Source organism: Flexivirga alba, from assembly GCF_042661025.1.
GTDB lineage: Bacteria > Actinomycetota > Actinomycetes > Actinomycetales > Dermatophilaceae > Flexivirga > Flexivirga alba.
Window position 1 is genome coordinate 973,571 of record NZ_JBHSWH010000001.1, and the last position, 18,137, is coordinate 991,707.

At 66.1% G+C, this 18,137-nt stretch carries 22 protein-coding genes; 12 read left to right on the forward strand and 10 right to left on the reverse strand.

The features are described from left to right. Window positions 1-13 precede the first annotated feature (13 nt). Window positions 14-637, reverse strand: a complete 624-nt coding sequence (locus ACFQDH_RS04785) for an NADPH-dependent F420 reductase (protein ID WP_382398984.1) — start codon at window positions 635-637, stop codon at window positions 14-16. An 86-nt stretch (window positions 638-723) separates the two neighbouring features. On the opposite strand from ACFQDH_RS04785, the gene ACFQDH_RS04790 reads away from it, so the two are divergent. Next, window positions 724-1,341, forward strand: coding sequence for a TetR/AcrR family transcriptional regulator (locus tag ACFQDH_RS04790; RefSeq protein ID WP_382398986.1), 618 nt, complete (start codon window positions 724-726; stop codon window positions 1,339-1,341). Window positions 1,342-1,346: 5 nt separating this feature from the next. On the opposite strand, the gene ACFQDH_RS04795 is transcribed toward ACFQDH_RS04790, so the two are convergent. From ACFQDH_RS04795 to ACFQDH_RS04810, 4 genes are all read right to left on the reverse strand, one after another. After that, on the reverse strand, window positions 1,347-1,817 hold the full coding sequence (locus ACFQDH_RS04795; RefSeq protein ID WP_382398988.1) for a group II truncated hemoglobin: 471 nt from the start codon (window positions 1,815-1,817) through the stop codon (window positions 1,347-1,349). Further along, complete coding sequence (locus tag ACFQDH_RS04800; RefSeq protein ID WP_382398990.1) at window positions 1,814-2,428, reverse strand: PadR family transcriptional regulator; 615 nt, start codon at window positions 2,426-2,428, stop codon at window positions 1,814-1,816. The genes ACFQDH_RS04795 and ACFQDH_RS04800 overlap by 4 nt, the downstream gene beginning before the upstream one ends. 11 nt (window positions 2,429-2,439) lie before the next feature. Then, entirely contained in the window at window positions 2,440-4,401 is a 1,962-nt protein-coding gene (locus ACFQDH_RS04805; RefSeq protein ID WP_382398992.1) for an FAD-dependent monooxygenase, read from the reverse strand. 67 nt (window positions 4,402-4,468) lie between these two features. Next, a complete protein-coding gene (locus tag ACFQDH_RS04810; RefSeq protein WP_382398994.1) occupies window positions 4,469-5,632 on the reverse strand; it encodes an epoxide hydrolase family protein in 1,164 nt (387 codons plus the stop codon). A 346-nt stretch (window positions 5,633-5,978) separates the two neighbouring features. On the opposite strand from ACFQDH_RS04810, the gene ACFQDH_RS04815 reads away from it, so the two are divergent. Then, a complete protein-coding gene (locus ACFQDH_RS04815; protein ID WP_382398996.1) occupies window positions 5,979-6,578 on the forward strand; it encodes a TetR/AcrR family transcriptional regulator in 600 nt (199 codons plus the stop codon). Between the two features lie 179 nt (window positions 6,579-6,757). On the opposite strand, the gene ACFQDH_RS04820 is transcribed toward ACFQDH_RS04815, so the two are convergent. Then, a complete protein-coding gene (locus ACFQDH_RS04820; RefSeq protein ID WP_382398998.1) occupies window positions 6,758-7,666 on the reverse strand; it encodes a DMT family transporter in 909 nt (302 codons plus the stop codon). A gap of 81 nt (window positions 7,667-7,747) precedes the next feature. Here ACFQDH_RS04820 and ACFQDH_RS04825 point away from each other — a divergent pair, with 81 nt between their 5' ends. From ACFQDH_RS04825 to ACFQDH_RS04840, 4 genes are read left to right on the forward strand one after another with little or no spacing between them, the layout of a single operon-like run. Then, window positions 7,748-8,581 carry a Gfo/Idh/MocA family protein gene (locus tag ACFQDH_RS04825; RefSeq protein WP_382399000.1) on the forward strand — a complete coding sequence of 278 codons (834 nt, stop codon included), beginning with the start codon at window positions 7,748-7,750 and terminating at the stop codon, window positions 8,579-8,581. Further along, entirely contained in the window at window positions 8,578-8,727 is a 150-nt protein-coding gene (locus ACFQDH_RS04830) for a hypothetical protein (RefSeq protein ID WP_382399002.1), read from the forward strand. Before ACFQDH_RS04825 ends, ACFQDH_RS04830 begins: the two co-directional genes overlap by 4 nt. Continuing rightward, window positions 8,720-10,243 (forward strand): FAD-dependent oxidoreductase, encoded by a 1,524-nt coding sequence (locus ACFQDH_RS04835; protein WP_382399004.1) that lies wholly within the window; start codon window positions 8,720-8,722, stop codon window positions 10,241-10,243. The genes ACFQDH_RS04830 and ACFQDH_RS04835 overlap by 8 nt, the downstream gene beginning before the upstream one ends. Then, a complete protein-coding gene (locus ACFQDH_RS04840) occupies window positions 10,240-10,761 on the forward strand; it encodes a VOC family protein (RefSeq protein ID WP_382399006.1) in 522 nt (173 codons plus the stop codon). Before ACFQDH_RS04835 ends, ACFQDH_RS04840 begins: the two co-directional genes overlap by 4 nt. A gap of 111 nt (window positions 10,762-10,872) precedes the next feature. On the opposite strand, the gene ACFQDH_RS04845 is transcribed toward ACFQDH_RS04840, so the two are convergent. Further along, on the reverse strand, window positions 10,873-11,424 hold the full coding sequence (locus ACFQDH_RS04845; protein WP_382399008.1) for a DoxX family protein: 552 nt from the start codon (window positions 11,422-11,424) through the stop codon (window positions 10,873-10,875). A gap of 87 nt (window positions 11,425-11,511) precedes the next feature. Here ACFQDH_RS04845 and ACFQDH_RS04850 point away from each other — a divergent pair, with 87 nt between their 5' ends. Then, window positions 11,512-12,078 carry a DnaB-like helicase C-terminal domain-containing protein gene (locus tag ACFQDH_RS04850; RefSeq protein WP_382399010.1) on the forward strand — a complete coding sequence of 189 codons (567 nt, stop codon included), beginning with the start codon at window positions 11,512-11,514 and terminating at the stop codon, window positions 12,076-12,078. A gap of 36 nt (window positions 12,079-12,114) precedes the next feature. Here ACFQDH_RS04850 and ACFQDH_RS04855 read toward each other — a convergent pair whose 3' ends face one another. From ACFQDH_RS04855 to ACFQDH_RS04865, 3 genes are all read right to left on the reverse strand, one after another. Next, window positions 12,115-12,867: a hypothetical protein gene (locus tag ACFQDH_RS04855; RefSeq protein WP_382399012.1), complete on the reverse strand. Its 753-nt coding sequence runs from the start codon at window positions 12,865-12,867 to the stop codon at window positions 12,115-12,117. Further along, on the reverse strand, window positions 12,864-13,169 hold the full coding sequence (locus ACFQDH_RS04860) for a PadR family transcriptional regulator (RefSeq protein ID WP_382399014.1): 306 nt from the start codon (window positions 13,167-13,169) through the stop codon (window positions 12,864-12,866). Before ACFQDH_RS04860 ends, ACFQDH_RS04855 begins: the two co-directional genes overlap by 4 nt. Before the next feature lie 484 nt (window positions 13,170-13,653). Beyond that, window positions 13,654-14,166, reverse strand: coding sequence for a DUF4262 domain-containing protein (locus ACFQDH_RS04865; RefSeq protein WP_382399016.1), 513 nt, complete (start codon window positions 14,164-14,166; stop codon window positions 13,654-13,656). 89 nt (window positions 14,167-14,255) lie between these two features. Between ACFQDH_RS04865 and ACFQDH_RS04870 the strand changes: the two genes are divergently transcribed. From ACFQDH_RS04870 to ACFQDH_RS04890, 5 genes are all read left to right on the forward strand, one after another. Beyond that, on the forward strand, window positions 14,256-14,738 hold the full coding sequence (locus ACFQDH_RS04870) for a nucleoside deaminase (RefSeq protein WP_382399018.1): 483 nt from the start codon (window positions 14,256-14,258) through the stop codon (window positions 14,736-14,738). Between the two features lie 142 nt (window positions 14,739-14,880). Then, the gene (locus tag ACFQDH_RS04875; RefSeq protein ID WP_382399020.1) at window positions 14,881-15,108 is read left to right on the forward strand and encodes an RNA-binding S4 domain-containing protein; all 228 of its coding nucleotides are present in this window, start codon (window positions 14,881-14,883) and stop codon (window positions 15,106-15,108) included. Window positions 15,109-15,271: 163 nt separating this feature from the next. After that, window positions 15,272-15,667, forward strand: a complete 396-nt coding sequence (locus ACFQDH_RS04880; RefSeq protein ID WP_382399022.1) for a hypothetical protein — start codon at window positions 15,272-15,274, stop codon at window positions 15,665-15,667. 3 nt (window positions 15,668-15,670) lie between these two features. Next, window positions 15,671-16,360 (forward strand): RES family NAD+ phosphorylase, encoded by a 690-nt coding sequence (locus tag ACFQDH_RS04885; RefSeq protein ID WP_382399024.1) that lies wholly within the window; start codon window positions 15,671-15,673, stop codon window positions 16,358-16,360. Between the two features lie 122 nt (window positions 16,361-16,482). Beyond that, the gene (locus tag ACFQDH_RS04890) at window positions 16,483-18,054 is read left to right on the forward strand and encodes a class I SAM-dependent DNA methyltransferase (RefSeq protein WP_382399026.1); all 1,572 of its coding nucleotides are present in this window, start codon (window positions 16,483-16,485) and stop codon (window positions 18,052-18,054) included. Window positions 18,055-18,137: the final 83 nt, after the last annotated feature.

The following is an 18,137-nucleotide window of genomic DNA, read 5'->3' on the forward strand; positions in this document are numbered from 1 at the left end:
CCTGTGGCCCCGCTCAGCCGGTGAACTCGTCGACGCCGAGAGCGAAGTCCCAGTGGTCCATCCCATTGTTGGCGAGCGTCACCGTGAGCAGGCCCAGCCCTTCCAGCCAGTGCGCCATCTTCAGGCCGCCGACGTCGCGCGGACGCAGCCCGATGCTCACGACGAATGCCGCCACGCTCGCCTTCGCGTCCGCGTCGTCGCCGGCAAGGAAGACGTCGGGCTGCCCCGTCTCCAGAACGTTCCGGAAGATGGTGTTGAACGCCTTCACCACGCTGGCGCCGGCCGGGGCGACCTTGGCTGCTTCCTGTGCGACCGAGGTCTCCGCAGTGTTGGCCAGCCCGTCCAATGTCGCATTGAAGGGGTTGCTGATGTCGACGATGACCTTGCCCGCGAGAGCATCGCCATACTCGGTGACGACCGGGACGACGCCGGCATTCGGCAGAGCTGTGATGACAACGCCGCCGGCCGGTATGGCGCCCCACTTCCCCGCCGTCGCGCCGGCGCCGAGGGTCTCGGCCAGCGTCTCGACCTTGGACTGATCGCGGCCCATGACCTCGACGGCATTGCCGCCGGCCAGCGCCCGCGTGCCGATGGCGCGGGCCATGTTTCCGGTGCCGATGATGCTGATGGTGCTCATGCGCAGTCTCCTTGTGAGATCGGAATGTTGCTTGTCTCTGCTAAACGGGGAATACCCCGGTTAATATTCCGCGTAGTTTTGACTGCGTGAGCCTTCCCGTCATACCGCTCGGTAATCCGCGCCCCCGGCGCGCGGACGCGGTACGCAACCGGGAGCACCTGATCGCCGTCGCTCGCGAGGTTCTCGCCGAACGAGGCACGGCAGGGATCACGATGGACGGCCTGGCGGAGTGCGCCGGACTCGGCAAGGGGACGGTCTTTCGCGCGTTCGGCACGCGGGCCGGGATCTTCCGCGCGCTCCTGGAAGCCGATGAGATCGCCTTCCAGACCGCGGTCATTCAGGGCGAGCCACCGCTCGGACCGGGCGCGGACCCCGTGCAGCGACTGATCGCATACGGCCGGGCGCGCAGCACCTTCTTGATGGATCACCTCAAGGTCATGCAGGCCACCGTGGAACCGGGCGGCCAGATCTCTGCCTCCGGTGTCGAGTTCACCCAGGTCCACGTCCGGATGCTGCTCGTGCAGGCCGACCTGGGGATCGACGACGTGGACAACCTCGCCATCCAACTCGCGCTGGCTCTCGACGGGCCGCTGCTGCTCGCGTCATACAGCCCGCCGCCGGCCACCGCGAAGCGCGTCGGCTCCCTGGAAGACAGCTGGCAGACCCTGATCGAGCGGCTCAGCTCTTCTGGGCGTCCCCAGTAACGAGGTTATGAAGGTTCCCAGGTCCAAACCGGCACCGGGTCGTTGCTGGAAGTGTCCGCGCCCGGCTGTGAGACCTCTTGGGCGATGTTCGAGCCCCACTCCAGATAGTCCAGGAAGCGTTGCCGGAACTGGCGATCCGCGGGTAGGCCGACCTCGTCAGCGGCTTCGATGAACACCTCGACGAACCGTGCGCGGTGCCGGTCCTGGATTGCCAGGTTCGCGTGGCGCTTGAGCAGCCCGCCATGCCCACCGTGTTGTTCGGTGTAGAGCGGCGGGCCGCCGAGAACCTCGGTGAGCCAATCCGCCAGCTGATCAACGTGGCTCGGATGAGACTCCGTCCCGAAGATCTCGATCAGGATCGGGTCGGTCAGGCAGCGCCGGTATTGCGCTTCGGCGAGTTGCCGGAGCATCGGGCGTCCACCCGCGTGTTCGTAGAGAGTCGGGCGCGGCGCGCCGGACGAGTCGGTCGTCGTCATTTCGGTTCCTCTGGTTCGTATGGCGGTGCGTCTGGCGCCGTCCAGGTGAGTTCGCCGCGCTCAATGTCGTGGCGCACTTCGCCGAGCCACGCGGCTTCGGATTCCAAGCCGCGCGTGCGGTATTCGTCTTCTAGGAGGTAGATGCGCGGAACTTCATACCCTCCGCGCTCGGATCGCAGTTCGTTGAGCGTGTGCTCGATCGTGGTGATGCGGGCGGTGATCAACTCGGCTGCGGTGTCCGGCGCAACCATCGTGAGCACCGACAGCGCCGCCGGGAGCTGCGGGAACTCGTCCGGCACCTCAGTGACCATTGCCGTCAGCCAGTCGATCGCGGTCTGTCTTCCGGCCGGCGTGATTCGGTAGCTGCGACGGCTCGGGTAATTCTCCGATGCGTCACCCTCACCGACCTGCTCGACCAGGCCGTGAGTGGTGAGCCGGTCGATGACTTGGTGGAGGCTGGTGCGTTGCCGGACGTTGACGACCTTGTCCTTCCCGCGCTCCTTGATCAGCTTCTGCATCCGGTAGACGTGCATGGGCTGTTCGATGAGCATGCCGAGGACGACCAGGCCGAGTGCCGTCGGTCTCATGCTGCTCTTGCCCGGGGTCGTCATCTCTGGCCTTGTCACCTTCCTGTTTGAGCGCCGCGTGCTAGCACCTGATTCATCGAATGTATGACGGACTCGGCGTCCGGCGCGGACGAGTCGGCTATCCAGGCGACATACCCGTCGGGTCGGATCAGTGCAGGACGCGCGCCGTCGGGAAGCACGAGCGGATCGACCTGCTGCACCGTGACTCCGTGGGGCTGAAGTTGGCTGCGCCATTGGTCGACGTGATCGGCGACCGCAAGGACGAACCTGTCGCCGGCCAGGTCCAGGATGCTCGTGCGATGCGCGGCTTCGATCCAGGTGTGTGGCATCCGGGCACCGGGCTCCGCGACGCCTGCCACCGCGTCGGTGAACGGCACAGTGTCCCCCGCGCCCAGGACGGCGCCGGAGTTGTACCGCTGACCGAAGGTGCACACGATGTCGTCGACGTCATCGTCAAGACCGCCGCCGAATCGTGCGGCTTGGCGGCGCACAGTGAGGTCGGCCAAAGCCTGTGCAACAGGTCGCCGCTCGTCCTCGTAGCTGTGCAACAGCGCCGGGTCCGCGCGCCCATCGAGCACGGCCGCGAGTTTCCAGGCGAGGTTGTGGGCGTCCTGGATGCCGGAGTTGGCGCCCATCGCACCAGCGGGCGGCCACACATGGGCGGCGTCGCCGATCAGGAACGCGCACTGCTGCCGGTAGGCGGCAGCCACTCCGACCGCCTGCTGCCACGGCGTCACATCCACCACCGTCAGCGGCCGGTCGGGGTCGCCGAGCGCGGTGCGGATCAGGTCGGTGCATCTCTCCGCGTCGAAGGAACCCAGCGGAGTCGTCTTCGGATCAAAGGCGAGCCCCAAGCTCCACCGGGTCCGGTCGGCGGTCGTGGTGAGCGCGGCGAAGCCGAGCTCCTCGTTGAGCACGATCCAGAACAGCGCCCGTTTCTCGACGAGGTCGTCGAGGTCCGCGTCGAAGACGATGCTGACCCAATGCTGCGGGTCCGACTGCCCCTCCTGCTGTATGCCGAGGGCTTCTCGCAGGTCGCCGACATACCCATCGGCAGCGACCAAGTAGTCGCATCGCACCCGACGGGCTGTCCCGTCAGTGACCTTCCGCAGGGTCGCCTCGGCGCCGGAATCGCTGACCGTGACCTGCTCCGCGACGACGCCGCGTTCGATCCTCGCGCCGAGCTCCCGCGCTCGCGCGGTCAGCACCGGCTCGACCGTGCTTTGGTCGGCCATGATGAAGCGGCTCGGGCTGATCGTCTCCAGCCGCGGGTCCGGCTCGGGATCGAAGAGCCACTCCCACGGCTCGGACAACGACGCGCATCGGGCGACGCCGGCATCCTCGACGAACGGCGCGGACAGCTCGGCGACCAGACGGTCCACACCCGCTGCTCGGTAGAGCTCCATGGTGCGCTGATTCACGCCGCGGGCCCGCCCTTGCACACTCGGCTGGTCGTGACGATCCACCATCAACGCCCGAATACCGTTCTGCGCCAAGAGCATTGCCATCGCAGTCCCCGCGTAGCCGCCACCCACGATCAGCACCGGAACCCGCTCGACGTCCGTCGCACCTTCGAGCTCCCGCAACTCCATCAGACGCTTGCGCGAGGTCAGGTCCTCCATGGTCGCCATACCGCCCCGATGGATGCGGACCTCGCTACCGCGAGCGTCTCCGGAGACCGTCACGGTCCCCGACTGCGCTGTGTCGTGACCCCAGCGGTCCTTCAGCTTCCCGCGGCCGGTCCAGTGGATCGCATCGTCCACCTCGGTGCCCTCATCCACCAGCAGGATGAGGGCGGTCTTCGCCAGGTCGACCATCACGGTGACCTCGGTGAACCGGCGACACGAATCGCGAAGGTCGAGCACGATTCGCGCGTTGTCGCCCTGGACTGTGTAGCGCCGGGTGGTGGACCAGGAACCCAAGCGCCGCAACGCTTCCCGGCTCACCTGGACATTTGTCTCCGATCGATCCGCCTGGACCGCTATGTCTTGGCTCATGTTCTAGTTATAACATAACTAGTGATGATCTAACCAGATCATCGACACGTGGGCTCGGGTGCCTCTTCTACGAGCGCAGGCTCCTGAGGCCGGTGCGCAGTTCGTCGACCAGGGTCTCGGGCTGCTCGAGAGCCGCGAAGTGTCCGCCCTTGCCGGCCTCGCCGTAGTGGATCAGGTTGCTGTAGGTGTCTTCGATCCAACTGCGTGGCAGGCGTGGGATGTCCCGTGGAAACACAGTGACCGCGACCGGCAAGGTGAGTTTGGGGCCGGCGAGAGAGCCGGTGTAGTTCTCCCAATAGATGCGCGCGGACGACGCCGCGCTGTTGGTGAACCAGTAGAGCGAGATCGCGTCGAGCATGTCGTCGATGCTGAGTGCGTCCTCGGCGAGCCCGTCGTTGTCGGTCTTGGATTGGAACTTCTCGTAGATCCACGCCGCCTGGCCGGCCGGTGAGTCCGCCAAGGCAACTCCGACGGTCTCGGGCTTGGTTGCCTGCAGGTGGTTCGATCCGCCCAGATCACCGGTATAGAGCTCGAGGGTGTCCACGGCGTGGCGCTCCTCCGGCGACAGGGTGTCGGGTAGCCGTGCGGGGAACGCGTACTGCGAGTTCAGGTGTATGCCGAGCAGGCCCTCGGGCTGTATGGCGCCGAGGGCGGTCGTCACGACGGAGCCCCAATCACCGCCGTGAGCGACCCACTTCTCATAGCCGAGACGCTTCATGAGCTCCGCCCACGCCGCCGCGATACGGGAAACGGTCCACCCGCTCTGGGTCGGCTTCGCGGAGAAACCGAAGCCGGGCAGCGACGGGACGACGACGTCGAACGAGTCCGCGACGCTCCCGCCATACGCCACCGGGTCGGTGAGTGGCCCGATCAGCTCCAGGAATTCAACGATCGATCCTGGCCATCCGTGGGTGAGGATGAGCGGCATCGCGTGCGGATTCTTGGACCTGACGTGGATGAAGTGGATGTCGAGTCCATCGATCTCGGTCAGGAATTGTGGGAGCCGATTGAGCTCGGATTCGAAGCGACGCCAGTCATATTCGTGCTCCCAGTAGTTGGTCAGCGACCTGGCGTTCTCGAGCCGGACGCCTTGGGACCAGTCGGGAACGGTCTCCCGATCCGGCCAACGGGTCCTGGCCAACCGTTGCTTCAGGTCGTCGATCTCCGAGTCCGGGATCGCGACGGTGAACGGACGGACGAGTGGCGCTGCTGCGGACGATGAAGCGGTCATGGCCGTGTTCTCCTGAACTTCTGGCTCACCGTGCAGCGGTTCGTTGCACTGCCATGTGCAATGCACACGCGTGTGCAATCTATTCCGTCGAGCAGACGCGCGCGAAGTATGTCGAGGCCTACGAGACCCTGACCGGCCGCACCTTCTCCTGACCGAGAGGAGTAGCACCCGACCGACAGGAGTAGCACCCGACCGACAGGAGTACGGATTTGGGGTGATTCCGTACTCCGCTCGGTCGTTCGGTGCTCCTCTCGGTCAGCTCACGTGGACGCGGGCGTTGCGGAACATCCGCAGCCACGGGCTCGGGTCGGCTGCTGGTTGCGCACGGTTGTGCAATCATCGGGAGGTGCAGACCGAATCCGCCCGCGCACGCGCCGTGCGCGCCACCAGGGACCGCATCCTGGATGTCGCGCTCGAGGTGTTGGGGCGGAGCCCGGACGCGAGCATGGCCGAAATCGCATCGGCAGCCGGCGTGGTCCGCCGTACCGTCTACGGGCACTTCCCCACCCGCGCCGACCTCGTGCGGAGTCTCACGCAACGAGCCGTCGATGAGATCGCCGCGGTGCTCGCGGAGGTCGACTCCCCGGACCGGGCGGCCGATGCAGTGTGGGCAGATTTCATCGCTCGCCTGTGGCCGGTGGCTCACCGCTACCAAGTGCTGTTGGCGCTCCGGCGCGGGGAGTATGGCGACGAGATCCATGCCCTGCTCGGACCGGTCGATCTCGTCCTCGCCGATCTCGTGCAGCGGGGCCAGGACAGCCGGGCTTTCGGACGGCACCTGCCCGCGGAGACCCTCAGCCAGCTCGCGTATGCCGCCGTCTTCTCGATCGCGGACAGCGACTTCGCGACGGACGCCCTCGGCGTCCGCGCGGCAACCGTCACCAGCCTTCTCATGCTGGGAGTTCCGGAGTCGCGCGCGAAGGAACTGGCGAGCGCCCGACCGTGAGGTGCGCCGCCAGGGCACGGAACACCGCGGTGTTGGCCTCTAACGCGCCTCCGCAACCAGGCTGCAGAACGGCTTCGCCCTCCAACACCCGGCGGATCAGCTGGTCCGATAGCGCAGACTCACGATCGGGCTCGACCCCGCTGTCAAGGAATCAGTGGAGCTGCTGCATGACTCATCACCTATTGGTGAGCCTGGCGCTGCGGGGCCACCGGCCGCTTCGGGCCTGGACCGCCACGCAGGTCGATCGCAGCGTCCCGGGCCAGGATCCAGAGTCCTGCCAGCATCGCAACCAGCGCCAACCCCTCGAGCGCGATCACGCCCGGGGAGTGGCGAGGGACCTCGTGGAAGACGAAGTAGCCGAAGATCAACGCCAGCAGGCAGTCCACGACGTTGAGAACCGGCATCGACGAAGACAGCCGGGCCGAACGGTAGGCGAACTGATTGCACACGACACCGCCGATCCCTGCCACCACCAGGACGTAGACCGGCCAGTTCGCCAGGACCCCGGTCGCGCCGCCGTCCGCGAACTCGGCGAGACACATCTTCAGCTGCACCGCTACGAGCGCGAACAGGATCCCGGCACCACCGCCGAGCAGAAAAGCCCGACCGGTCGGATCGAGGATGCGGCGTGCGTAGGCGATGGCGGCGCCGGCAACCGCCAGGCAGCCCAGAACCACCAGGAGCGCCACGGGTCCCAGCACGGAATACTTGCCCTCGGACGGGGCGGAGACGACCAGCAGCGTTGCCAGTCCGCCGGCTGCGAGCAGCACCGCGGCGATCTCCCGGCCTCCCGGCAGCATGCGGGAGATGGCAGCACGCACCGGGACGGCGAGGATGACCCCGCTGATGACCAGCGGCTGGACCAGCGCGAGGGGCCCGAAGTGCAGCGCGAGGCCGTGCATCACCAGAGCGACCGTCCCGAGGGCCTGGCCGATCAGCCAGGACGGTCGCCGGGCGAGATGGCCGAGCAGGCCCCGGATGCCGGTCACGCTGGACGGCGCGAGCTCCGCGGCGTGGTGCTGCACCGACGTGGAGAAAGCCACGGTCAACGCGCTGAGAAGCGCGCAGGTCACGGCCAGTCCCGTCATTCGGCCAATCGTAGGAGACACCTACCGAGCTGGATGGTTTTGGTACGTTCGAGCGGTGACGAGTCGGCCGGAAATTGACCGGTGAGTTCTTTCCCCTTGAGGGTGGCGTTCCTCGGGTGCGGCTACATCACCGGGGTGCACAGCCGGCATCTCCGATCCCTGCGGGATACCTGGGTGCCGAGCTATGCGAGCCGCGACATCAGTCGCGCCGAGATGTTTCGAGCCCGGTATGGCGGCGAGTCGGCATACCAGGGTTACGAGGCTGCCCTCCGGGATCCGCGGATCGATGTCGTGGTGGTTGCGGTGCCCCCGAGGTGGCACCGGGAGCTGGCCCTGGCGGGGATCGCCGCTGGAAAGCACGTGCTCGTGGAGAAACCGGCCTTCCTGACCGCCGACGATTACGCCGAGGTATGCCGGGCTCGCGACGATCGAGGCGTCGGCGTGCTGGTCGGAGAGAACGACCACTACAAGCCGCTGGCCGTGACCCTGCGGCGGCTGCTGAAGGAGGACGCGATCGGCGAGCTGGTGATGGCGAGCTTCACCACGGTGGCCGACAAACCCAAGGGGGCAGCCGACTGGCGCAACGACGAGACGCTCGCGGGCGGCGACGCATTCTTCGAGGAAGGGGTGCACTGGCTGCACCTGGCCGGAAGTCTGGGCCCGCGGATCGTGCGGATCAGTGGCCACCGTCCCTCGCGTGCCTCGGGGACGACGGCGTCAGACCGGCGAGGCCGCAGCCAGCTCGTCGCCTTCGACTACGACACCGGGGCAGTGGGAGCACTGTTCTACTCACGTGAGGTGCCTTCGCTGCTGCGTGGCCTGCGCGTCTCGAAGCTCTACGGTCGACGCGGCGTGATCACCTTCGAATCCAACGGAGCCACCGTGATGGTCCACACCCGCGGTCTCCCCGGATGATCCACCCGGGCTGGCGTGACATCCGGGGCTACCGAGCGATGTACCTCGACTTCGCAGCCGCGATCTCGTCGGGCCGCCAGCCACAGATGAGTCTCGAGCGCGCTTTGGACGATCACCGACTCGTCGAGCAGGTCTGCGGTGGCTGACCCGCACTTCGACGTCGTGATCATCGGAAGCGGCGCCGGCGGAGGGACGATGGCCCGCGCCCTCGCCGGCCGCGACGCCAGCGTGCTGGTGTTGGAGCGCGGAGACTGGGTTCCGCAGGAGAAGGAGAACTGGGAGCCCGCGGCGGTATGGCGGCGGCGGCGTTACCGCACCGATGAGCGGTGGGTGAACCGCAAGGGCGAGGACTTCGTGCCGTTCATGCACTACAACGTCGGCGGTAACACCAAGTTCTGGGGCGCGGCCCTGTTCCGGCTGCGGGAGTCGGACTTCGATCCCGTGGAGTACCCGGGCGGGACTTCGCCCGCCTGGCCGATCGACTACCAGACGCTCGCGCCGTGGTACGACCGCGCCGAGGAGTTGTACGAGGTGCACGGCCAGAAGGGGGCCGACCCGACGGAGGCCGACCGCAAGCCCTATCCCCATCCCGCGGTGCCGCACGAGCCGGTCATGGCCCGGATCGTGGAGCAGCTGGCTGCCCGCGGAGTCGGTGCCTTTCCGCTCCCCCTGGGGCTGATCAACCCGGCGGAGCCGGGAGGCTGTCTGCTGTGCGACACCTGCAACTCCTTTCCATGCTTGTTGCGCGCCAAGAGCGACGCCGATACCTGTGGGGTGACGCCGGCGTTGGAGTCCGAGAACGTCGAACTCTGGACCGGGGCGCGAGCTGTCCGGCTGGTGACTGACGCGTCCGGCCGGCGCGTCACGGGCGTGGAGGTGAACCGTCGCGGCGAACGAGTGCACCTCACTGCGGGAACGGTCGTCCTGGCGGCCGGCGCGGTGAATTCCGCTGCTCTACTGCTGGCCAGTCGCACTGACCGGCATACCGACGGCCTGGCGAACAGCTCGGGACTTGTGGGGCGCCATTACATGGCCCACGTCTCCACCATGATGGAGGCGTTCCACCCGTTCCAGGTCAATCCCACGTTGTTCCAGAAGACGGTCGGTATCAACGACTTCTACCTCCCGGACCACGGCCGGTCGTACCCGCTCGGGCACATCCAGTCGCAGGGGCGAGCGCATGCAGCAATCGTCAAGGCGGTCATGCCGGGTCTGCCCATGTGGGCGGCCGAGGCCTGGGTACAACGTGGCGTCGACTGGCTCGCCATGACCGAGGATCTTCCTGATCCGGAGAACCGCGTTTCGCTCACCCCGGATGGCCGGATCAGGCTGGACTACCGGCACAACAACCTGCAGGTGCACCGCGAGCTGGTCCGCGAGGCGGCACAGATGATGCGGCGTCTCGGCGCCTGGGTCGTCATACGCCACAGATTCAAGAACGCGAACACCACTCATCAATGCGGCACGCTGCGCTTCGGTGAGGACCCCCGGACGTCAGTGCTCGACCTCTACTGCCGAACCCACGACGTCGAGAATCTCTTCGTCACCGACTCGTCGTTCTTCCCGTCCTCGGCAGCCGTCAACCCCGGCCTCACCGTGATCGCCCAGACGTTGCGCGTCGCCGACCATCTACTCGCCACCGACCTGGGAGGCTCCGCATGAAGGTGCACTCGTTCAGCCACGTCGCCATCACCGTCGCAGACTTCAACCGCACGGTGCGGTTCTACAACGACGTCTTCGGCGCCCCGGTCGTGGGAGTCAACTGCGACCACGACCCCGAGCGGCTGCGCACGTTCTTCGGTGTCGAGAGCGCGGCCCCCGAGCTGAAGATCGGCTGGATCCGGGTCCCCGGAGGGGCCACTATCGAGGTCTTCGAGTTCCGGCCGAGCGGCCCCGGGCAGGAGGTGGAGTGGAACCGGCCCGGTCTCACCCATCTGTCCTTCAACGTCCGCGACACGGATCGGTGGCACGACTATCTCCTCGGCAAGGGCGTCGAGATCCTCACCGCGCCCGAGCAGTCACCCAAGGGCCACACGTTCTTCTTCGTCAAGGACCCGGACGGCAACCTGATCGAGCTGATCGACAACGGGCACATGCGCCCGATCCTGAAGTGGCTCGGGCCCTTGGGCGGCAAAGTCTTCCGGCACACGCTCTACCGGAAGTACTACAGGCAGGACTGAGACCTATGGGCGAGCTCGTATGACGTCAGGGTGTCTCGTTGTCTCGTTCATTAGCCTGGCAACGCTCGACGACGCCAGTGACTGGTAGCCGGCGTCACTGAGCGTGGCCGCTCAGCTGGCCGTTTGGGGTCCGTCGGATGGCGTCTCGGGCTTCGCCTGCTCCACGGTATGACGCTCGGCCGCTCGGCGACCCAGCTCAGTCGTCACGAACGAGCTGGCCACTCCGACCGCGAGCGCACCCAACGCCCAACGGGTGCCTTTGCGCTCGATCCCCAGAGCGTGGTCGAGCGACAGCTTGCCCGGGCCGGCTTCGGCCACAGTGGCGACGGCGGCAATGAGCACTGCGTTGTATTCGTAGCCGCCGTTGGAGTTCCAAACGCCCTTGGGCGCGTGCACCTTCCGGATCGCCGTCACCATGACGCCGGTGAGGCTGGCGGCCGCCAGCGGGGTCGCGAGCCCGGTCGCCAGCAGCACGCCGCCACCCGCTTCGGTAACGCCTGCGGCGAGCGCGTTGCGACGCGGAGGATGCATCTGCAGCGCGTCCATCATCTTGTCGGTGCCCTCCAGTCCGGGGCCGCCGAACCAGCCCATCAGCTTCTGGGTGCCGTGGCCGAAGAACAATCCGCCGATCACGGCGCGGGCGGCGAAACGAGCGAGTTGCATGGTGGTTCCTCCTGGTTGAACGGCTGCAAACATTCATTGAATACTCAACCACCCTAGGTTCCTCGGCTCCGTTGGGCAACGACACGAGTGCAGAAGGATTACCGCGATTCCGGCGACGCCGGCCGGACGATGTGCTGCACGACAGGCATGTCGCACTTCGCTGCGGGGAACGCTGATCGACTCACCTCGCTGAGCGATCTGATCGCAGACACCGACGCGACGTTGCGGCGTGGCGTGCCGGCCGGCTCCGCAGCGCTGGGCGCGCTGACGTCATACGGGAATCGACTTTCGAGTCACGAATCGTCAGTTGCCACAACGACTTTGGATGAGATCCAGCGCATCAGCTACGCACTGGCCGAGGAGCACGGGCAACCGCCGATGGTGGTGATCGACTACCTGCAGAAGGTTCCGCTCGACGCCGGCTATGACGACACCCAGCGCATCGCCGCCGTGACGGAGCGGCTCAAGGACATGGCACTCGACCTCGGCGCGCCGGTCGTCGCGATCGCCGCGGCGGACCGCGAGATCCTCGGCGCCGGGCGGCGGATGCGCGCACGACCTGCGCGGGCCAAGGACTTCGAGCACGGCCGCTACGACCCCGACGGCCGCGCGGTGCACGAGCGACTCATCGACGAGCGGGTGGTCACCTCCTGACGACCCCTGAGACGTCAGCAGGATCCGCAGCCGCAATCAGGACGCGGGGCGGAAGTTGCGAGCCGCAGTGAAGACTGCCGCGGCACGCGCGGCGAGCGCCACACTGATTGCGACGCCAGTCGGCGCGTGGGTCGTGCCCAGCTGGCTCTGGACCGCCGCCAGGCCGGAGCCGGAGCCGAGGAGCGGCAGGGCGGCATACATCCGGCGCCGGCTCGGCGGGCGACTGATCGCGACGATGCGCGCGATGAGTCGACACAGCCGAAAAGCGCCGAACGCCAGGCTGATCCAGTAGAACGCGATGAAGCCGACGCGGGCCGGACCGGTCGGGTGGGATGCAACTGTGCTGTTGGCGATCAGCCAGAGGACGACCGCGAGACACGCCGGAGCCGTCAGCTCCCGTACCGCCATCGCGGCGAGCCGCCGCACACCCTGAAGGTCGAGTCGCGGCCGCGGCGCGGCCAGCACCACGCCGGCGACGACCAGCACCAGCCAGGCGCTCGTCGCCGGTCGCGCGGGGTCACCGGTCAGGTAGTGCGACGGCTCGGCGGCGCGCACCAGGAGGGCGGCTGCGGCTGTGACGGCGGCGAGCGCGCAGGTCAGAACTGCACAGGTATGGCCGGCCACCAGCTCCGGCCAGTCGCGTGGGTGCAGCCACAGCCGGGCGGCTCCCACGACGGTGTCACCCCACGCCTTCGGACCGGATTCTCTTACCTCACAGGTCAATTCGTCGCCCCAGCGCTGCCGGACCGCAGGCGGATAGAGGGCAGTGAGCGCGTCCGGGACGTTCATGTCGTCGCCTCGCCGAGGGCCCGCAGGCCGACCGACGAGATCCGCGCCAGTTGCGTCAGCTGCGCGCGCAGCGCCTCCCGCCCGGCGTCGGTGATCCGCATGGTGCGAGCACGCCCGCCCTCCTCGGGATCGTCGGGCTCGATCAGTCCGCGCGCCTCGAGGCGCGTGAGTGCGCCATACAAACTTCCCGGCCCGAGCCGCTCGCCGGTGAGCTGCTCGATCGCGGCGTTGATCGCATAGCCATGGGCGGCCGACTCCGCGAGCACGGTGAGCACCAGCAGCTGTGCGTCATTGCTGTGCACTGTCCGATCGCCTCCTTCCGTCACAAGCGGAGTACGAGGAACAGACTACTTGACACGTACTACGTTGTGCGTACCATCGCCGACATGACAGCGCAATGACCACGGTGACCTACTGGCAGGTCGGCGCTCAGATCGGCCCTCGACCGGGCGCGTATCGCAGTTGATGACTCCGGCCTGAGCCTTCTTCCTCGGCAGGTCGAGCGCGCCCGACTCGTGTCATGAAAGTTGGCATATCCGAGAATCGTGTCAACGAATCCGCAAAAAATTGACACGTCGGTCATCCCCGCCTCCCACCGCGCATGCGTGAGCCGACCAGCACCCGCCAGTCGAGGCGGATCTGCCATCGATCAGGACGAAGTTGATTCGATCATTTGGATCTCCCGTAGGTGTATGAACTTCTGGAGCACTGATGCCACGAGGCCGCGCGGTGCAGGGCGACTCATCGACGAGCGGGTAGTCACCACCTGACGAAATCCCTGAGACATCAGCAGGATCCGCACCCGCAGTCGCCGCTCACGTTGTTGACGAAGGTGCCCGGCCGCGGCTGCCGGTGCTCGTCGTAGGGGTAGCCAGGCTCGCCCGGGAAGGCGCCGTCAACGTCCCAGGTCAGCTGGTATGCCGGCACCGAGGCCGTCGACGGGCGCTGGTAGAACCGGTTGGCACCGAAGAGCGCGTCGCCGGGGTTGGGGAACACCTCGACGTGTGCCCGGCCGCGCCCGTCGCCGAACTCAAGGATCTCCCCCTCCATCAAGTCATTGCCCTCCTTGACCCTGGCAAAACACCAGTTGAGCATCCCTGCCGCCGATCGCTGGTCGAGACCGAAGACGATCAGCTCCGGATGTCCGAGACCGAACAGCCCCGTCGAGTAGCAGAAGCTCGTCGACTCCGGCCCTGGCGAGGCAAACACGTATTGCAAGAAGCAGCCGTGCTCTCGGACGCAGTCGCGCACCATCGCGTCCTCCTGATCGAGCCAGGCCTGGATCTGAATGTCAGTCATGTCAATCTCCCTAGATCGTATGGCGGCATCGTACGGATGTGCTATGACACCCTTGCCGATCAGCGGCCTTCCCGTGGTGTGATGCATTCATGGCTCTCAACGACGTCGACGTTGCCCACCTCGGGCGCTGTGTGGAATTGGCCCGCGAGGCGCTTGACGACGGTGACGAACCGTTCGGATCACTGCTGGTCGACGCAGCGGGAGCCGTCCGGTTCGAGGACCGCAACCGGGTCAAAGATGGAGACGAGACTCGTCATCCGGAGCTGGCGATCGCCCAGTGGTCTGTCGAGCACCTCACCCCCGAGCAACGAGCTGCCGCAACGGTTTACACCTCCGGCGAGCACTGCCCGATGTGCTCCGCCGCCCATGGCTGGGTCGGCCTCGGGCGGATCGTCTATGCGGTGTCCTCTGCCCAGCTGACCGCCTGGCGCACCGACTGGGGTTTGCCAGCCTCCCCGGTCCGACCCTTGGCCATCGCGGAGATCGCACCCGGCGTACCCGTCGACGGTCCAGCGCCGCAGTTCGAAGGCCCAATGCGCGAGCTTCATCACCGACGCGCGATCGGCTCATGACCCGGCAGTTGCTCACTCATAAGTGGAGCGACGCGGCCGATCTTCGATGCCCTGCAACAAGGTGTGCCGCTGTCCCGTGAAGGACTCTCTGATCTGCAGCGAGAACCGGACGGGTGATGACAGACAGCTAGCCTTGCCGACCATGAACGCCGAGCCGATCGACATCGAGATCCGCGACGACAGCATCCGACTCGGGCAGCTGCTGAAACTGTCGAACCTCGTCGATGACGGCGCGACCGCGCGTGAGGTGATCATGTCCGGTGAGGTCACCGTCAACGGCGAATTCGACACCCGCCGCGGACGGCAGGTCCGCCCCGGGGATGTCGTCTCCTTCGCCGGGCAGCAGGTGCAGGTGACCGCGCGGCCGTAACTTCGGTGCGGCCTGGGTGCACGTAGCGAGATCGGCGGCGAGGCAACATCCCCGCTTTGCACGGGCTGCCACGTCTCCGACGAGCATTCACGGAACGATTGAGCATGATCTCATGTTGATATGAGTATGATCTGTACCTGACTCACCAAGGAGACGATGCCACATGCCCGCTACCACTTCCGATACATCGGACCTGATCAAGGAGCGCTCCACAGCCCACCGCCCGGCAACGGTCGCCCCCTGGGCCCAGGCAGTTAGCGTGCTGAGCGAAGCCTTGGGCAGCCAGCTGGTCGCTCACATTGCCGGCGTAAGCCCGGAGACCGTCAGCCGATGGGCCTCCGGCAAAGCGCGTAACCCAAACATCGAGTCCGAACGCAAGGTCCGCCTTGCGTTCCGAATCTTCACCGAGTTGTCCTCTGTCGAAGAGCGGCACACCATCCGTGCGTGGTTCATCGGTGCAAATCCATACCTGGGCGAAGACAGTCCTGCGCAAGCACTGATCAACGACCGTGATCGCGCTGTCCTCGCCGCAGCGACAGAGTTTCAACAAGGCGGATGACCGGTGGCGAGGAGAGACGCGCCCGACTCTTACGGTCTCATCACCCGCACGGCACCGGAACTTCTGCACCGCGTGGGACGACCTTCAGACACCATTTACTTCTCGGAGATCTCGCCTGACGTCGATGCCGACCCGGAGGCCGGCAACCGCTTCGACGTGCTTGGTGGCGGCGTCACGTACGCCGCCACCAAACCGAAAGCGGCTCTCCTGGAGACACTGCAGAAATTCACCCCACACACTGAGACCATCGCTGCCGTGCAGCGCCTTCAACCAGATCAGATGGTTTTGGGAAATCTTCCCGCGAACTGGCGTGACACACACCGGATGAAGACGTTCCAGATCGCCGATGCGCTCCCCTTCGTCGATATCGAGGACCCTCGTACGCACCGTGCGCTCGACCGTGAACTCGCTGGTGATCTCGCCGGGTTCGGTGTGCCGAAGCTGAACATCTCGGTCGTCCGCGATGACAAGGATCGCCGGGTCACTCGGGCGATTGCGACGTGGGCGTATCTTGCGCAAGACGGCGATGGGGACTACCTGTACTCCGGGATCCGGTACTTGTCGAAGATTGAGAATCTCGAGTGCTGGGCCATCTTCGATGGCGTGCGCCTCGAAAACGTGGTCAGCAAGTACGTACCCAAAGACGCCTTGTTCTACGAGGCGTGCAGCTGCCTCGCGATTCACCCGCAGTGAAGCACGTCGTCGTTCCTGTCGGTGCCGTCTGAGAGCCTGCTCGGCTGCGTTGGAGAGGCCGGCGCGCAGGAGGATCGACGATGCCGTCACCAGCGGCAAGCGCCACTACTAAGGTTCCCCGTGTGATCACTGGGGAACTCAAGAGCAAGATCGACCGTATCTGGGACGCCTTCTGGTCCGGCGGCATCAGCAACCCGCTCGAGGTGATCGAGCAGATCACCTACCTGCTCTTCCTGCGCCGCCTGGACGACCTGCAGACCGTCGCCGAGAAGAAGGCCCGCATCACCGGCGGGCCGATCGAGGACGCGAAGTTCCTCCCTGGTCAGACCCACTTGCGGTGGAGTCACTTCAAGAACCTCGACGCCGATGTGATGTTCAAAACCGTTGCCACCGAAGTCTTTCCGTTCCTGCAGAAGTATGGCGAGCAGGTCGGCGGCGACGACTCGACCTACTCCGATCACATGAAGGACGCCCGCTTCACCATTCCCACGCCGGCGTTGCTGTCCAAGGTCGTCGACCTGTTGGACGACGTCCCGATGGAGCACCGGGACACCAACGGCGACCTCTACGAATACATGCTGTCCAAGATCGCGAGCGCCGGCCAGAACGGGCAGTTCCGCACGCCTCGGCACATCATCGACCTGATGGTGCGTATGACGGCACCGACTCCGACCGACGAGATCTGTGACCCGGCCTGCGGCACGGCGGGCTTCCTGGTGGCCGCATCCGAGTACGTCCGCTCCGAGCACCCCTCCGCGCTGACCGATGCCACGCAGCGAAACCACTTCCACCGCAGCATGTTTCACGGCTACGACTTCGACAACGTGATGCTGCGGATCGGCTCGATGAACATGCTGCTGCACGGCATCGAAGCGCCAGACATCCGCTACCGCGACTCGCTCTCGGAAGGCGCGGCCGCCGACGAGGCGCGCTATTCGCTGATCCTGGCGAACCCACCCTTCGCCGGGTCGCTCGACTACGAGTCGACCTCCAAGGACCTGCAGCGGGTGGTCAAGACCAAGAAGACCGAGCTGCTCTTCCTCGCGCTCTTCCTGAAGCTGCTCAAGCCCGGCGGCCGCGCGGCGGTCATCGTCCCCGACGGAGTGCTCTTCGGCTCATCGAAGGCTCACAAGGAGTTGCGCCGGACCCTGGTCGAGGACCAAAAACTCGACGCCGTCGTAAAGCTGCCGTCCGGTGTGTTCCGCCCGTATGCCGGTGTCTCCACCGCCATCCTCTTCTTCACCAAGACCGACTCCGGCGGCACCGACGACGTCTGGTTCTACGACGTCCGCGCCGACGGCTATTCCCTTGATGACAAACGCAATCCAATCGAAGCCAACGACCTCCCCGACGTCCTCCAAAGGTGGTTGAGTAGGGCGGAGGAACGAAGCGGAGGAGCCCGTATCGAAACCGTCCCTCAAGCTGGTCGAGTAGCAGATCTGAGGGACGAAGATCGGCGTATCGAGACCGAGGCACCCTGGTCCGAGCACTCCCGCACCCGCACCGACCAATCCTTCCTCGTCCCCAAGGCCGACATCGTCGCCCAGGGCTACGACCTCTCCCTGAACCGTTACAAGGAGATCGAGTATGACGAGGTCGAGCACCGCGCCCCACTCGACGTCATCGCCGACATCGAGGCTCTCGACAAGGACATCACCAAGGGCCTCGCCGAGTTGAAGGCGATGCTGTCGTGAAGACTGCGCGGCTGGCCGACGTTGCGATGATCAACCCGCGAGGCGGGAGGCGCGCTGACGACGAGCCGGTGTCCTTCGTTGGC

What these genes read in the sequence shown, in the direction of transcription:
- ACFQDH_RS04785 (WP_382398984.1), bottom strand. Translation starts at nt 637, where the DNA reads ATGAGCACCATCAGCATCATCGGCACCGGAAACATGGCCCGCGCCATC.
- ACFQDH_RS04795 (WP_382398988.1), bottom strand. Translation starts at nt 1,817, where the DNA reads ATGACGACGACCGACTCGTCCGGCGCGCCGCGCCCGACTCTCTACGAA.
- ACFQDH_RS04800 (WP_382398990.1), bottom strand. Translation starts at nt 2,428, where the DNA reads ATGACGACCCCGGGCAAGAGCAGCATGAGACCGACGGCACTCGGCCTG.
- ACFQDH_RS04805 (WP_382398992.1), bottom strand. Translation starts at nt 4,401, where the DNA reads ATGAGCCAAGACATAGCGGTCCAGGCGGATCGATCGGAGACAAATGTC.
- ACFQDH_RS04810 (WP_382398994.1), bottom strand. Translation starts at nt 5,632, where the DNA reads ATGACCGCTTCATCGTCCGCAGCAGCGCCACTCGTCCGTCCGTTCACC.
- ACFQDH_RS04820 (WP_382398998.1), bottom strand. Translation starts at nt 7,666, where the DNA reads ATGACGGGACTGGCCGTGACCTGCGCGCTTCTCAGCGCGTTGACCGTG.
- ACFQDH_RS04830 (WP_382399002.1), top strand. Translation starts at nt 8,578, where the DNA reads ATGATCCACCCGGGCTGGCGTGACATCCGGGGCTACCGAGCGATGTAC.
- ACFQDH_RS04840 (WP_382399006.1), top strand. Translation starts at nt 10,240, where the DNA reads ATGAAGGTGCACTCGTTCAGCCACGTCGCCATCACCGTCGCAGACTTC.
- ACFQDH_RS04845 (WP_382399008.1), bottom strand. Translation starts at nt 11,424, where the DNA reads ATGCAACTCGCTCGTTTCGCCGCCCGCGCCGTGATCGGCGGATTGTTC.
- ACFQDH_RS04855 (WP_382399012.1), bottom strand. Translation starts at nt 12,867, where the DNA reads ATGAACGTCCCGGACGCGCTCACTGCCCTCTATCCGCCTGCGGTCCGG.
- ACFQDH_RS04865 (WP_382399016.1), bottom strand. Translation starts at nt 14,166, where the DNA reads ATGACTGACATTCAGATCCAGGCCTGGCTCGATCAGGAGGACGCGATG.
- ACFQDH_RS04870 (WP_382399018.1), top strand. Translation starts at nt 14,256, where the DNA reads ATGGCTCTCAACGACGTCGACGTTGCCCACCTCGGGCGCTGTGTGGAA.
- ACFQDH_RS04875 (WP_382399020.1), top strand. Translation starts at nt 14,881, where the DNA reads ATGAACGCCGAGCCGATCGACATCGAGATCCGCGACGACAGCATCCGA.
- ACFQDH_RS04880 (WP_382399022.1), top strand. Translation starts at nt 15,272, where the DNA reads ATGCCCGCTACCACTTCCGATACATCGGACCTGATCAAGGAGCGCTCC.